Annotated in this window: 13 protein-coding genes; 9 read left to right on the top strand and 4 right to left on the bottom strand. The window is 63.7% G+C overall.

All coding sequences use genetic code 11. From position 1 onward, the window contains the following. The first annotated feature begins 54 nt into the window (after nt 1-54). Nucleotides 55-567: a GtrA family protein gene (locus AQI94_RS23895; protein WP_031041471.1), complete on the top strand. Its 513-nt coding sequence runs from the start codon at nt 55-57 to the stop codon at nt 565-567. Nucleotides 568-1061: 494 nt separating this feature from the next. Continuing rightward, nucleotides 1062-1247, top strand: a complete 186-nt coding sequence (locus tag AQI94_RS23890) for a hypothetical protein (protein WP_031041468.1) — start codon at nt 1062-1064, stop codon at nt 1245-1247. Nucleotides 1248-1479: 232 nt separating this feature from the next. Here AQI94_RS23890 and AQI94_RS23885 read toward each other — a convergent pair whose 3' ends face one another. Both AQI94_RS23885 and AQI94_RS23880 read right to left on the bottom strand, forming a co-directional pair. Continuing rightward, nucleotides 1480-1845, bottom strand: coding sequence for a sortase family protein (locus AQI94_RS23885; protein WP_225890249.1), 366 nt, complete (start codon nt 1843-1845; stop codon nt 1480-1482). Nucleotides 1846-2477: 632 nt separating this feature from the next. Beyond that, complete coding sequence (locus AQI94_RS23880) at nt 2478-3896, bottom strand: hypothetical protein (RefSeq protein WP_158806209.1); 1419 nt, start codon at nt 3894-3896, stop codon at nt 2478-2480. 459 nt (nt 3897-4355) lie between these two features. On the opposite strand from AQI94_RS23880, the gene AQI94_RS43065 reads away from it, so the two are divergent. The 7 genes from AQI94_RS43065 to AQI94_RS23855 all read left to right on the top strand — a co-directional run bounded on the left by AQI94_RS43065 (nt 4356) and on the right by AQI94_RS23855 (nt 12405). Further along, on the top strand, nt 4356-4595 hold the full coding sequence (locus AQI94_RS43065) for a DUF1653 domain-containing protein (RefSeq protein ID WP_078902668.1): 240 nt from the start codon (nt 4356-4358) through the stop codon (nt 4593-4595). A 4-nt stretch (nt 4596-4599) separates the two neighbouring features. After that, nucleotides 4600-4845, top strand: a complete 246-nt coding sequence (locus tag AQI94_RS23875; RefSeq protein WP_051832011.1) for a hypothetical protein — start codon at nt 4600-4602, stop codon at nt 4843-4845. Between the two features lie 42 nt (nt 4846-4887). Continuing rightward, nucleotides 4888-5892, top strand: coding sequence for a dCTP deaminase (gene dcd / locus AQI94_RS23870; protein WP_158806207.1), 1005 nt, complete (start codon nt 4888-4890; stop codon nt 5890-5892). A 589-nt stretch (nt 5893-6481) separates the two neighbouring features. Continuing rightward, on the top strand, nt 6482-7000 hold the full coding sequence (locus AQI94_RS23865; RefSeq protein ID WP_158806205.1) for a Pycsar system effector family protein: 519 nt from the start codon (nt 6482-6484) through the stop codon (nt 6998-7000). A 39-nt stretch (nt 7001-7039) separates the two neighbouring features. Further along, nucleotides 7040-7699 carry a Crp/Fnr family transcriptional regulator gene (locus tag AQI94_RS43060; protein ID WP_078902669.1) on the top strand — a complete coding sequence of 220 codons (660 nt, stop codon included), beginning with the start codon at nt 7040-7042 and terminating at the stop codon, nt 7697-7699. A 162-nt stretch (nt 7700-7861) separates the two neighbouring features. After that, nucleotides 7862-8671 (top strand): hypothetical protein, encoded by an 810-nt coding sequence (locus tag AQI94_RS23860; protein WP_225890248.1) that lies wholly within the window; start codon nt 7862-7864, stop codon nt 8669-8671. 197 nt (nt 8672-8868) lie between these two features. Continuing rightward, entirely contained in the window at nt 8869-12405 is a 3537-nt protein-coding gene (locus tag AQI94_RS23855; protein WP_031041448.1) for an ATP-binding protein, read from the top strand. Between the two features lie 448 nt (nt 12406-12853). Here AQI94_RS23855 and AQI94_RS23850 read toward each other — a convergent pair whose 3' ends face one another. Both AQI94_RS23850 and AQI94_RS23845 read right to left on the bottom strand, forming a co-directional pair. Continuing rightward, nucleotides 12854-13324: an NUDIX domain-containing protein gene (locus AQI94_RS23850; RefSeq protein WP_031041445.1), complete on the bottom strand. Its 471-nt coding sequence runs from the start codon at nt 13322-13324 to the stop codon at nt 12854-12856. A gap of 2 nt (nt 13325-13326) precedes the next feature. After that, a complete protein-coding gene (locus tag AQI94_RS23845) occupies nt 13327-14070 on the bottom strand; it encodes an XRE family transcriptional regulator (RefSeq protein ID WP_031041440.1) in 744 nt (247 codons plus the stop codon). Nucleotides 14071-14167 lie beyond the last annotated feature (97 nt).

The raw sequence follows: 14167 nt of genomic DNA, 5'->3' as shown, positions 1-14167 counted from the left end.
GGTCCACCCGGGATCCAGCGGATCGACCAGGCAGCGCCGAGCCGGAGGAAACCCATGGAGCCGCAGACGGCCGACCGGACCAAGTCCCCGTCCACGCCCGGCCCGCTCGCCTCCTTCGTGCGCTTCGTCGTCTGCGGCGGCGGGATCGGCGTCCTCTCCAGCTTCGCCGTACCGCTGGTCGCGATGACGATGCCGTGGGCGGTGGCCAACGCGGTGATCACCGTGGCCTCCACGCTCCTGTGCACCGAGCTGCACGCCCTGTTCACCTTCGGCACCGGCCGCCGCCCGGGCTGGCGCCGACACCTCCAGTCCTCCGGCTCGGCGGCCGCCGCGTACGCCGTCACCTGCGTCGCGATGATCCTCCTGCACTCCGTCCAGTCCTCGCCGGCCCTGCTCACGGAACAGGCGGTCTACCTGAGCGCCTCGGCCCTCGCCGGCATCGGCCGCTTCCTGGTCCTGCGCCTGTTCGTCTTCACCGGCACCCACACGTCCCGGCGCCCGTCCGGGACCGTGGTCGCCCTGCCCCGCCCGACCCTGCCGCGGACCGCGGTGAGCACCGCCTGCTGACCGGGAACCCGGCCCGACGCCGAGGCCCAGCCACGAACGCCCGCCGCCCGCCAGCACGCGCGGACCTCGCCGCGGCACGAAACCTGAAGTCAAGACACAGCCGCCACCCCGAACACCCATACCTTCTCGTCGAGTTCACGAGCAACCGCGTCCTCGTATGACTCCCCTCCCACCAACTGGTAGTTCTGCCCGGGGAAGCGGGAGTCGTTCGCCGGCCGCCGATGCAGGCGTATCCGCCCGCCCGGACCACGACAGACCGTGGTGCAGCCACCCTTTCTCGATGTCCGCACCGCCCGCGATGACCACGGTCGCAGAGGGCTACGACACTCCCGCGACGGGTGCCGGCAGCCCCCTGGGGGTACAGCTGCCCCCACCCCGTTTCGGGTGGACGGCTCCATGTCGCGGGCCGGGCATCGGCGGCATCGTAGAAGCCATCGGATCCGAACCACCGCACCCCGAAACCGAGTTCATCGCCACCTCCGGAAGGAACTCCCATGAGCCCGCAGCTGTCCGCCCCACCGGTCAAGACCTCCCCCGAGAACGAACTGGCCCCACTCCTCACCGCCTGGGACCTGGCCCACCCCACCAAGACCGACCCCGACTGGCGCCACCTGCTCGACGAACTCGCCCACCCCCACACCACCCAGGCCTTCCACGGCCTGGCCACGAGCAACGCGTGAGGTCATGCCCCACACCCCCACCGACCAGCCGGCCACCGCACGCCACACCAAAGCCCCCTCCGGGACGATCCCGAGGGGGCTTTGACTTGATCGACAGCCTTGAGGTCAGGGAAGAGAAGGCCGTTCAGGACATCTCCACACGGCCCCGGCAGCGGACGCGTACGCCGACGCGCCGTCGTACCAGTTCCCCGCACGCTGATCCCGTGGTCCCATGATCGGCAGGAGCATGACACTAGAGAGCGGACTGATCCGGATCCTCCGCGACCGGTGCGCCGAACATGGCGCCGATGTTGTCCCACGTGATGCCGCGCTGCCAGTCCGGCTCGTCCGCCGCCCAGCCGAGGAGCGCCTGGCTGACCTGCTCCTGAGAGGTGGTCAGTGTCTGGTAGTGCTCTGCGGGGACGCCGTTTCGGAACTCCAGTTGGTACGTGGTCTCGTCGCGGAACCAGACCTGGATGTACCAGTCGCCCTCACGGTCATGGTCCTGCCGCTCAAGGAGCACGTGGTCGCCAGGTCGCAGGTCGGCGAGCATCGCGCCTATCGCAGGCTTCGACGGGTGCTTCAGCACATGGCCTCGACTGTCGGTCGCAATCAGCATGGGCAGAGCATGCAGCACGGGTCTGACAACGGCCCCGCAACGGCTCGGCGCGCGAGGCTTCCCGATCTTCCAGATTCTCCAGATCCTTGCGATCCCACCCGGGAGATCGGGTTCGGAGAGTGTTGCTGCGCTGCGCTGCCGTACGCGCCTGAAACGCCAGAAGCCCCGGAGTGATCCGGGGCTTCTGAACTGTGTGCACTCGGCAGGATTCGAACCTGCAACCTTCTGATCCGTAGGATCGGGCAGCTTGCCGTGAGGGCTGCCGACGGCCTCCTACTCCGATTGCTCATGCCAGCGATTATGTGCGTCCGTGTGCCGTCGTTGCCGTCAGCGCTGCCGTCAACGCCGACCGGTCGCGCCGTCGTCATGACGATCTACCAGCCGACCCGCTACAGCTCCAACAAGATCGACTCTGGCCACCACCACTCCGGCAGTCGGCCCCCGCAGATCGGCTGAACTACAACTTTCTCTACGGGTTCAAGCCCCTGCTGCGCTCCGCTCCGCCAGGCGCGCTTCCCGGTTCCGCTGCGGGCGACGCTTCTGCCTTCGGCCCGCCCCGCGCTGCGCCGAGGCGCGCCCTGGTAAAGGTTGGCCGACGGCATGAGGTCAGAAGACGTCAAGCTAAAACCGTCTCACGTGCATGACCCAAGTTTCTCTATTGCTTCGTGCAGATGATCCAGCACCGCCCGCGCGACCCCGTACACCACGTCATACTCAGCGCGCCCGATAGTTGGCCAATACTCGCTACGGACGTACTTTCCCGGATGGGCAACGAAATTCCTCACCTCTTGGATGAACCGCACGGCATCGCCGACCTCACCGACAAGCCTCTCTGCTGGCTCGGTCGCAGAACCAGCCTCACCGGAGGTTGGCAGCCACTTCATCCTGACTGCTACCTGAATGAGGTCTTCAAGAGTCCACTTAAGTAGCGGTGTTTCTTCTTCGGGGCCCGTCTTCCGCTTGCGGTGCTTTCGCCAAAGATTTGCGGCGCGGACTTCCGATTGGAAGACGCAGACCTGAGCGATGAGCGCAGACTCAACGGCGGCACCGACCAACACGCACGCTGCCTCGAAGGCCCCGATCTCTGCACAGCGATCAGCCTCTCGGAGCTTTTCTACAGCCAGATCCACGGTCCGCTGGAATTGCGCCAGGGTGATAGGTTCTATCGACCCATCAGGTTCTGATTCATCTGCCTCAACGGTGTCTGCGGCCACATACAGACACTCACCACGTGCCAGTCGAACGACTGCCGCCTGGTCCGCAGTATCTATGTTCGAGACAAGCCGCAAGTCGGCCGATGCCAGGGCCTCAACAATGCGCGTTGCAAGGCCGATGTACACCAACTCCTCGACTCCAGGAGTTCGGTCCAGCGATACCCAGATGCTCAGATCATCACCGGGCGAGACCTTGAAGCCAGCATCAGGCACGCCGGATTGAATACCCCCAACCGTCAGGGCAGCAATCGTCTTTGCGCGCAGCTCTGCCGTATTCCTCTTATCCACCTCATGTGCTGCCATATAGATGGCATGAGCGAATTCATGAGCGGCCCGCTCTGCTGTATCAATACTGATGATGTAAGGGCCGAACGACACCGTGCCCGCGGTCGGGTTAAACCCGAAGCCCCAGAAGTGTCGTGCAACATCTCGCGGCAGGACACCATCATCCCGTTGCTTCTTCTGCGGACCGCGCCCCAGGCCGCGCGCCCACTCCTCGAAGTGCATGAGGCCGTCGCGCATCTCCTTGATACCAGGGAGCGCGTTCTCAAACCGCTGCCGCGCCTCGGTGAGTGCATCCCGCACGGCCTGGTCGATGCCGATCTCCTTGAGCGCGAACTGTTCAAGGTCTTCAGCGGAGATCAGTTGCCGTAGAGCGAAAACGAGCTGCCGCGCGTCGATCTGCTGGGTGCTGAACCAGCCGAAGCGGGCGTCATCATTTGGACGCATGCGCAGAACGGCAAGCCGAGCGGATTCCTTCCACCACCGCGCTTCGGAGACAGCGATGGCATAGGGGTTGTCGGCCGGTGACCAGCCGCCAGTCGGGGTGTTGTCCATGAAGGCAGTGTGGATGGTCCGCGAGTGCCGTTCCACCGGGTTTCCCGCGCTCACGGCATCGAGAGCTCTACATGGCCGCCACCTGTCAGCCGCCATCACGGATCACTACGCTTGCCGGCATTGCAACAGAGCAAGCCAACTGGTGCCATTGCCGTCCGATTCCAATAGGACCAGAACGCCCGCGTGGTCAGCGATCGAGTGAATAATCGATCATGAAAAGTATCTGAAAACATGACAAACTATCATCATGCGAGTCCACACGCCTGCGTTACGTTCCCCACAAGCGAGGCTCCCTCGGGGCGCGCTCGCGCTACGGTGTGGACGCGCGCCCACGCTTGAGAGCGTGGGCCATGGGTAGTAATTAGCCCATCGGAAGATACGCATAAGCGCACGGCGACATTCGACAGCTTCGGGGATTCATGCATAGGAGAGGGGGCAATCTTGCCTTACCGTAAATCTATGCTCTACGGAAAAAGGTGCCAGTTGAGCACGGGTGTCTATCGACACTACAAGGGAAACTTGTACCGAGTTTTGCACGTGGCACAACACACCGAGACATCCGAACAGCTCGTCGTTTACCAAGCACTCTACGGTGATCATGGTGTATGGGTTCGACCACTCACCATGTTCCAAGAAACCGTAGAAACCCAGACGGGGACACAACAGCGATTCGAGTTGGTGAAGGAAGAGGGGGAATGAAAGTATGACGGATACACCCTCTTCCGATAACGAGCTCACTGTGTTGTCCGAACAAGAAGTCAGGATCCTTTACATCAACTACCGGGGCGAAAAGGGCTGGCGACATATCCAGCCACTCAAGATCTGGTTTGGTTCAACCGATTGGCACCCTGGCAAGCAATGGCTAATGGATGCCATTGATCTCGACAAGCAGGTTGAGCGTAGCTTCGCACTAAAGGATATCCAGGCGTGGGATGAGGCGGAGGCGTAGTTGTACGCAGCGGACAAGACCATTAGAGATATCCTTCCAGACTTGGGGATTGAGGCTCGCTACCCGGACTACGGGTTCGATCCTGACAGGCAGATTCAGCCCTGCTCGATCGACCTGCGCCTCGATACTCATTTCTGGAAAGCTCGAAAGGTCCCGCGTCCGCCTGGTTGGCGATTTTGGCGCCGGCCTGTACTCGATCTCCGCAACAAGCAACTCCAAGAGTTAGCGCCTAGACGCCGCTGGAAGAAAGTGAAATATCGCCCCGGCGAGGCCATTGATCTCAAGCCCAATGAGGTCCTGCTCGGCCGAACCTACGAGAAGTTCACGGTGCCGCCGCTCTACGCTGGCAAGATCGAGGGGCGCAGTTCTTACGCCCGACTCGGCTTAATGATTCACTGCACTGGTGACTTCATCAATCCCGGCTGGCAGGGCCATATGCCTGTCGAGATCGTTAGCTTCGCGCACTCCCGCGTTCGCCTTGCGCCACTCATGCCCATTGCACAGCTGATCCTCATCAAGCTAACTGAGGAGCCTGAACGGCACTATGGACACCAAGGCTTGGAAAGCAAGTATCCCGGGGATGATGGTGGCCCCTCCTACTGGTGGAAAGACAAGCTCTTCAACCAGATCGCTCAGAGCATCGGCGGCCACAACCTCCATACTGACATCCGTGAAAGCATCGCCGAGCAGATCTCTCCGGATGCCAGCATCGAGTCCCTTGAACGATTGCACGCCTTCATCCTGAAGACACGCATCGGGGAAATCGACAGCGGTACAGACCTTATGGATGACTTCGCCAAGTCGGAAGACCGCCGCCGAACGTTAGGCAAAGGATTGCGTGCCGCCGCTCTCGCGGTCACGTCGCTACTTGGCAGCGGAACCATCGGGTCCTTCTTCGTACACCCCATCGGAGGAGGACATATAGCACTGTGGCTATGCACAGCAGTTGGTCTAATCGTCAGTAGTTTCGCCTTCCTTTATAAGGCTGATGGCTACTACGGAAGGGCAGAACTTGCGGCTCAACGAGCTACGCTTCCGCAGACATAGTCTGACTCTCAACAAGAGACCTGCCTCCGATTGCCACCTGTCGGCGCTTCTATAGCGCCCCAGATCGAGCGGGGAACCGCGGGAATCACGGTAAAGCCTCCGAGCCCAGCGAGGTCACGGTTAGTGAACGCGGCTGGCGAACTCGACTGGTCACGAGCCTGTGTGGACGGCTCACACATCCACACGAAAAAATGGGTGTGCCGACACACCGGTCCGTTGCCAGTCGACCGGCGCAAGACGGGTAGCAAACACCACCTGATCTGCGGCGGAAGCGGCACCCTGCTCAAGGTCATCACTCAGCTCTGCTGACGGTCCATCGGGGGGCGTCTGCCAGCCGTGGGCACGCGGCGCGTTAATCAAACCCTGCGCTGTGAGTCGAAGAAGTTGGGCACGCTTCTCCGCCAACAGGGGAGGTCCACGCCTCTAATAGGTCCGCCGTGGCTTGGTTAAGGCAACGCCCTCAGGGGCTGGTGTTGCGACCAGTGTGTGACGCGTTCGGCAGGCCTGGCGCCCTGCGTTGGTCACCCTCGCTGCTGTCGGCCTGGCACGGTTGAGATCACAGACAGTGGCTGAGACGTCAGGGGGGCGTATGTCCGAGCCCAGTGGGAACTCCGGCGCGCACGGACCGGTGTGGTGTAGTCGGCTTGAGCCCGAAGCGGACGGCATGTTCCAGGAGTTACAGCGCGCAGACATGAAAGCGGCAATCTTGTGCGGCCTGATCGGCGGTCTACTGACCGCCGACGCGGCGCTGTTGTCCACGATGCCGAAATCTGCATGGGTGCCTATGACCGCCTTGGTGGGTGTCGCTGGCCTTCTCGGTGCGGCACTCATGATGACGATGTGGGCCATACGCCCCGTCCTCCCGCCAGACGGCAAGTTGAGGATCTTCGCGTGTCTCACCGCTACTCCCGGGCGGGCGGAGACCGCCGAGGCGGACGCCGTGGCGCCGGAAGCGGACCGGCATCAGCTGTTGCAAGCCGAGCGGCTCGCGTTGTTCACGACACTGGCTCAACGGAAGTTCCGGATCCTCAGGTGTGCCGTGGACGTCACGATGGCGGCGCTCAGCGTATCGGGAGCAGCACTGTTGATCCTGTACATCACCATTTGAGAACATCACGGGGTGACAGCCATCACGACGGGGGTGGGTATGTACCGGTCACACAGCTCGGTCATCGGTCAGCATCTGTGGGCGCAACTGTGCGACCTGGCGCCGCTTCACGTGCGGCCGGCAAGGTCTGTACTGCTACGCCAAGGTGATCGCGGCACTCACGTCGTCCTACTGGCTTCCGGCTCCGTCCTGATCACGGTGACGGGAGCTCAAGGGGAGCAGACATTACTGTCAGTGCGCGGCTCGGGTGAAATTCTCGGAGAGCTGGCCGTCCTGGATAATCAGCCGCGTACGGCGTCTGTGACGGCTGCCGAGGTCTGCAGGGTTCACGTGGTACCCGCATCGGCTTTCCTGTCCTTCACCAACAGCAACAAACTTCTGGGCCCTTTGCTGCGTCACGCCATAGCACGAGTCCGCGAAGCGGAGGCGGTACGCCTGGAGATGGCCACTGCGCCAGTGCCTGTCCGGCTGGCCTCTACCCTCGGCCGCCTGCTCCAGGCGGCCTCGGCCCCGGGCACCCATCACGTCCTACGGCTGACGCAGACGGAGCTGTCACAGATGATCGGCGCATCTCGCAACGCCGTCGGATCAGCTCTCCGACCATGGCGAGTGCAGGGGTGGCTCGACACGGAGGCATCCGGTGGTCTCGTCGTACGGGACATCGCGTCGATCCAGACTCACGCAAACACCCGGGAGTGACGCAACACGCCTGTGTGCTGCCCACTCCTGGGCACCACACGACCGTGAGACCGAGGACCATCGCGTACGTCACATCTCACCCCTTCTCATGAGCCGGAAAGCTCTCATGAGCCAGAAAGGCCAGGTTCCATGCCCGCTCTCCCCGCGTCCGACGCAGCTGACGTGCCCCAAGAGCACGCGCTCCTGGTCATCGATATGAAGGGGTATAGCCAGATTCCCGAAATGCACATGGCGCCCACCCGCGCCCGCCTCGACGACATCGTCTCAACGTTGTTCACGCAGAGCGGTATCAGCGACGTCTCGACGCCAGAGGACGCGGTGAAAGACCGGGGGGACGGAGCCATCTACGTACTTCACGCGCGACACGCGGCCCGACTTGTCGACCCTTTTCTCGCAAACCTCAGCCGGGCGCTGGAGCAACATGCGCGAACCCGGCTAGCCGACGAACCGAAACTCATGCTGCGCGCGAGCGTGCATGTCGGCCCGCTGGAGCCACCCGCGCACCGGGGTGATGCGGTCAATGACGCGTGCCGGCTCATCGACAGCGAACCGGCTTATCAGGCCATGGCGGCGGCGGTCGACCACGGTCTTCCGCTGGCGGCCGTGGTGTCAGACCCGGTGTTCCGGCGAGCCGTCCGGGCAGGCCGCACACCCACGCTGCAACCACATCACTTCCTTCCGGCCACAGCCAGAGTCAACGGCAAGCCGGAATTTGAGGAGATGTGCTGGGTCTTCGTGCCGGGTCTGGTCACGGCAGTGATCAAACCCTATCTCTCTGTCAAGGCGGTGGAGCCCGGGCAAGGGGACCGCACTGCGAGGCAGCGGGACGCCAACTTTGACGCCAGACCCGCCGAACGCGGCACCTCGGTGCGCCTTCGGGGGCGGGCCAGCGGCAACGCCCGCCTTATCCAGGTCGGCCGCGACTACATCGTCGGCTCGGACCGGTCGAGGCCACAGGAGCCGTCGGAGTGAACGCTGAGACCGCGCCCTGCGGCTTTCCCGGTCGGTGCGCACCCGTTCGCAGGGACTTCAACCGCATGTAGCATTTGTCCACTATTGGTGAACCTGGGGGCTGCCATGGATCTCTTGCTGACGAGGATGGGAGCGACGCCGGACGTTCGGCGGACGAAGCTTGGCGAGGCAGGTCGCGACATCGCTCTGGACCGTCCTTGACCGAGTGGGACCGGCCCCTTTCCAGCATCGTCGCGTGGGCGGACGAAAACGCGACCGTCTATCAGGCGGGGCGCGACATGATCATCCCCCAGGTCACACCCCCCTGGCGGATCAACAAGCTGTTCCTGGAGAACCGCATTTCCCTTTCGGCTGCCGCACAGGGACGTCAGCAACCGAGCAAGCTCCTGCGCACGCGCGATGAGGTGGTGGACTTCTCCGGGCGGTCCGACGAGGAGGAGGACTTCGCCACATGGCGCGACCGTGACGAGGACGTACTCCTACGCCTTCTGCACGCCCCCGGCGGCGAGGGCAAGACCCGGTTCGCCCGGCACCTCGCCCGGACCTGGGGTGAAGCTGGCTGGATAGCTCTGGAAGCCCAGCACACGAAGAACTCAGCGCCGGACATGCGAAGCGCGCCCGTGGTGGGCGAAGACGCCACAGGTGTCCTGGTCATCGTCGACTACGCGGAGCGATGGCCCGAGCATGACCTGTCGGAGTTCATCCGTCAGTCCCTAGAACTCTGGAAGCTACCGCTTCGCATTCTCCTGCTCTCACGACCCGCCGGCGCCTGGTGGGAGCAGCTTGAGTACAGTCTCGACAGGGATCTGGACCTGGTCGCGGAAGCGGTCCGGCTACCCCCTCTGGGCGCCCGACTAGAAGACCGGGAGCGCGCCTTCCTCGAAGCACGCAACGCGTTCGCCGCGCGGCTCAAGGTCTCCGAGCTCGAAGCGGTCAACCCACCTCCGGGACTGCTCTCCGACCCCGCCTACTCCTTGATCCTCACAATCCACATGGCGGCGCTCGCCGCGGTCGACGCCTATCACCAGAAGACCTCGGCTCCTGTGGATCCCGCACGACTGTCCTCGTACCTTCTGAAACGGGAACGGGACCACTGGCAGAACCTGGAGCGCCGCAAGCGGCTCCGCACCGATGCCGAAGCGCTGGAAAGCGCGGTCTATGCAGCCTCGTTGTGCGGCCCCCTGCGACGGCGTGAGGCCTACGAGATCGCGGTCCTCATGGGCACCGCGAGCAATAACGAGCGCGCCCGCAAAATCGTCGAGGACCACGCCTTCTGCTATCCGTCTCCCTCCGTGCTCAGGGAGGAGGAGGATGTCCTGGAGCCTCTGCAACCCGATCGGCTGGCCGAGGACTTCGTCGCCCTGACGTTACCGGGTCACGGTGCGGAGTTCACGGGGCAGCGCTGGATGGCTGAGGCCACGGACCAGTTGCTGAAGTCGTCGAGTGAGGACGACAGCCGGAGCGTTCGCGCGGCCCTCACCACGCTCATCGAGATGGCACCCCGGTGGCGCCACATCTCCGTGGACTACCTCTCCCCCTTGCTCAAGGCCCGTCCTCGGATCGTCTTGGAATGCGGCAATGCCTCCTTGGCCACCTTAGCGAACAATCCACACATCGAACTCGGGACTCTGCGGATCGTGGCCGAGACGCTGCGTTCCCACCAACACAAGGGACTGGGTACGGGTGCGGCAGCGATCCTCGCCCGCGTCACCAAGGCCCGGTTGCAGGAGGTGGAGGACCCGGCGGAGCAAGCAACCCTGTGTCACGAACTCACCGCCATCTACCAGCTTGCCGGTTTGTTCGACCAGGCTGCCGAGACTGCACACCAAGAGATCGCCCTCCTGCGTCCTCTCGCCGAAGCGGGATCGGACAGCCACAGCGCCGCCTTGGCCGACGCGTTGTTTAGTCTGTGCGCCGCCCTAACCGAGCAGGGCAGCCACAAGGAGGCAGCGCAGGCTGGCGCGGAGGCGTTGAAGATCAAGGATTCCCTGTCAGTGGGCGGAGCGCCGGACGATTCCCGCCCGACTGCCCCCGAGAGGAGCGCGGGTACCTTCGGAACAGCGCTCTCCGCCTCCTTGGTACACCATGCCGAATGGCTCTTCTACGAATCGGGTGACCTGCGGGCCCTCATGATCTGCGACGAAGCTGTGAGCCGACTCCGGCGAGTGTCCGAATGGGGCCCGAATCGCCGTGTGTACCTGGCCCGTGCGCTGCACTCACAAGCCAGCTTCCTGCTGGGCATGGCGGATGTGGAAGCCGCCTGGCGCACGGCAGCGCAGAGTATCTCAGAATGGCGCAAGCTCTTCGCCGAGAAACGGTCCGTCCACTGTGCCGAGCGCCTTGTACAGGCTCTTGCCCTCATGAGCACGGTGCAGGTGAGGAAAGGACACACACGCGCCGCCATCGACTCGGCCAGCGAAGCGGTGTCGCTCGCACGGAAGGTGAGGGACGCGGACAAGAGGCGGACCGTTCCGCTGGCAGAGGCGCTCGCAGTCCTGGGCGACACCATGGCACACGAGAGCCCGATCAAGGCGCTGACCGTCTCGTCGGAGTCACTGCGTCTGTACCGGAGCCTGGCGAGAAAGGAACCCCGGCATCGTGAAGCGCTGGCGGTCGCCCTGGCGAAGCACACGACGATCCTCCTGAAGTGCGGACGGGTAACCACCGCGCTTCCGCTCTCCCTTGAGAGCGTTACCCTCACCGGCACAGAGGCGAACACCCGCGTCCCGGTTCCAGGGGACAAGACTGTCCTGGCACTGGTCCTTGGGGCGCGGGCCGATGCGCTCAAGATGGCCGGCGATCACGACCAAGCGCTCACCCTCGCGCGGCAGGCGGCGGAGGCGAGCGAAGAACTCGCGCAACGCCTCCCGTGGTTCGCACCGGACCTCGCGGAGCGCCAGAGCAGGATCGCCGACATCCTCCTGGCGAAAGGCGAGTTGAGCAATTCCGTGACGATGTCCCTGATCGCACTACGCACTTACGCGCACTTCCGCCAGATTTACGCTCCCCTACCCTGGCTGGACGTCCGGCTGACGACCTCGTACGTGCGTGCCTTGGTCGCCGTCGGCGACCTCAGAAGATCTGCGCGAGGCATCAGAAGGCTCGGCTCCACGCTGCGGGAAATCGGAGGAACGGAAGGGGTGGAGACAGCGGTCTTTCTCGCTCTGCTCGCCCTGCATCAGTGGGCGGCAAACCATCGGGAGGAAGCGGCGGCAAGCGCCCGGAATGCCGTTCGCCTCTACCAAGCCCGGGGCGCGGAGCGGCCCGGGGTGAGGCTGGAGCTGGCCACCGTCCTTGAAATGAAAGGGAAAATGTCCGTCGAACAGGGCCACAGTGAGTCCGGTCTGCGAGACCTCATCACAGCGAACACTCTGCTGACAGAGCTTCGGAAGAACGGCCACGAAAATCCTTCTCTGGTGCCGTTCCAGGTCCGTTGCCTGACCAGTCTCGGCTCGGCATACCACGCACTGGCACGCGACCAGGAGGCGCGGGCAGCCACGCGGGAGGCGGTTTCACTCATCCGGACGGATGAGCTGAGCGCAACACCCCTAGAGATCGCGGTAGACGCCCACATCACCTTCGCTCGCATACGCCTGGAAAGGCGAGCCCACCTGTCAGAAGTCGCCCCGGTGGTACGCGCGGCCCAGCACATGTGCACAGCCGCTGGGGCGACCAGTGGCTTGGCGAAGCAGGAAGCGGAGCTCACCGATCTGATGCGACGGCTGACGAAGTAGACCTCACCCCGCCTGACAAGCGCCCCTGTTCGAAAGGGCTGTGAACAGCGGCAATGCTGTTCACAGCCCCCTTGGCTGCTCCCGAGGCCCAACATCGATTGGCGGGGCGTGCCAGGTGACCGACATTGGGTGAATGGTTTTGGGAGACTGCCTTGGTGCCCGGTTCCGGGCATTTCGGGGGCTTTTCGTGAGTGTGGTTACTATTCGTCGGGTTTCGGGTGCGTGTGCGGTGGCTGCTCTAACGGTAGCCGCGCACATGATCCTCGTTCGTTCCCCAACACGGAACCAGCAAGACCCCACCTCCAAGACCGCAGCCGTGTGGTCACCTCCACTGACACCGCAGTGGCCGACAAGGGCGTGGTCGCCCTCGGCATCAATGACCTCCAGTGACCAGCCTCTGTTGCGCTAGGCCTCAGAGGTCGGCCTATCTGATCCAAAGACGCCGAAATCAACCGAGATAGGGCCGCTCACGTTGCTCCAAGAAGTGCCGGATTCGTAGCCGCTGCGTGTGATGCATGGGCAGTTGATCAATCTCCTCAGGCTGGACGAACTTCAGCTCCGTGGACTCGTCCGAGATCGCGAGTTGACCTCCGATCACACGCGCGGTGAAGCAGACGTTGAACTGTCGACGCACCTCACCATCCGTATAGGCGATGACGTGGCGAGGATCGGTGTAGGTCCCGACGAGGCCGGTGATCTCCACGTCCAGGCCCGTCTCCTCCTTCACTTCACGGACGGCGGTGCCTGGCAGGGAGTCCGTCATTTCCATGCCGCCGCCAGGCAGCGCCCAGAGATCGTTGTCCCGCCGGCGCTGTAGGAGGATGCGTCCCTCGTCGTCAGTGACCACTGCGGACGCGGCGACGACCAGACTGTTGGGCTTGGGGGCGTCCGGGTCGTCGTAGTACTCCGTGCGTGCCATGATCACTTCTCTCGTACTGGCTTGGCGGTCGCCCACACTGCATCGAAGCTGTCAGCGTAGGTCTCGAACATGCCGCCTTCCCCATTTCGGCGCAGGTGCCACACAGGGGCTCGGTAGGCGTTCACGCCCCAGACGTGGGCGTTGACCAGTGCTTGGTCGTCGGCCCGATAGATCGAGTTGTAGAGCGTCGTGGCATGGGTCCGTACCTCGATGCCCTGCGTCCCGATAAGCGGGCGGTAGTGCATCAGCGCGAGGCGGCAACGTGACTGGATGCCGTGGCCGAACTTCTCCTCCTCACCACGCTGTTGGACGTTCGAGCTCTCCGCGTCGCCGAGCGCGATGCGGACAGTGCAGCCCTCGGCCGCTCGCTCCTTCAAGAGCTCGTTGAGTCTCGGGTACGCCTCGTGCAGGAAGACAGCGGCGTACACCAACACGTCGATCTGCTCGCGCGCCTGGGTCAGGAGGTCCACGAAGGTGGATACGGGGATGTCCGCCCGCTGGTCGTAGAGGGCCACAAGTTCTGGGCTGACGGCGCGGGCGGGGCGTGCCTGCCTGAGTGATGGCCATAGAGCGTGCACGTCTTCTCCTAGCGTTTCTGCTGCCAACATGGCTGTGGCACGACGCGGCGTACGCCCCAGGTTGACCCATCGTTCGACGGACTTGGGATCGACTTCGACCCTGCCCGCGAGGGCGTTGTACGTCCAGCCACCGGCCGCCATGGCCGCACGTAGTCTCTCGTTTGCCATTTCAATCTCTCCTAACATCCGGGGACGGCACTAGGGACGTTCTACCCGACGCGGGACGTCCTGAAGTGGGGATTGTCGGTGGTTCCGACGTCCTGGT

It is taken from the genome of Streptomyces pseudovenezuelae (assembly GCF_001513955.1).
Classification (GTDB): domain Bacteria; phylum Actinomycetota; class Actinomycetes; order Streptomycetales; family Streptomycetaceae; genus Streptomyces; species Streptomyces pseudovenezuelae.
Note: the sequence above shows the minus strand (reverse complement) of the source record. Positions and strands in the feature narration are given on the sequence as shown.

What these genes read in the sequence shown, in the direction of transcription:
- AQI94_RS43060 (WP_078902669.1), top strand. Translation starts at nt 7,040, where the DNA reads ATGTACCGGTCACACAGCTCGGTCATCGGTCAGCATCTGTGGGCGCAA.
- AQI94_RS23845 (WP_031041440.1), bottom strand. Translation starts at nt 14,070, where the DNA reads ATGGCAAACGAGAGACTACGTGCGGCCATGGCGGCCGGTGGCTGGACG.
- AQI94_RS23850 (WP_031041445.1), bottom strand. Translation starts at nt 13,324, where the DNA reads ATGGCACGCACGGAGTACTACGACGACCCGGACGCCCCCAAGCCCAAC.
- AQI94_RS23865 (WP_158806205.1), top strand. Translation starts at nt 6,482, where the DNA reads ATGTCCGAGCCCAGTGGGAACTCCGGCGCGCACGGACCGGTGTGGTGT.
- AQI94_RS23890 (WP_031041468.1), top strand. Translation starts at nt 1,062, where the DNA reads ATGAGCCCGCAGCTGTCCGCCCCACCGGTCAAGACCTCCCCCGAGAAC.
- AQI94_RS23885 (WP_225890249.1), bottom strand. Translation starts at nt 1,845, where the DNA reads ATGCTGATTGCGACCGACAGTCGAGGCCATGTGCTGAAGCACCCGTCG.
- AQI94_RS23880 (WP_158806209.1), bottom strand. Translation starts at nt 3,896, where the DNA reads ATGGACAACACCCCGACTGGCGGCTGGTCACCGGCCGACAACCCCTAT.
- AQI94_RS43065 (WP_078902668.1), top strand. Translation starts at nt 4,356, where the DNA reads ATGCTCTACGGAAAAAGGTGCCAGTTGAGCACGGGTGTCTATCGACAC.
- AQI94_RS23875 (WP_051832011.1), top strand. Translation starts at nt 4,600, where the DNA reads ATGACGGATACACCCTCTTCCGATAACGAGCTCACTGTGTTGTCCGAA.
- AQI94_RS23895 (WP_031041471.1), top strand. Translation starts at nt 55, where the DNA reads ATGGAGCCGCAGACGGCCGACCGGACCAAGTCCCCGTCCACGCCCGGC.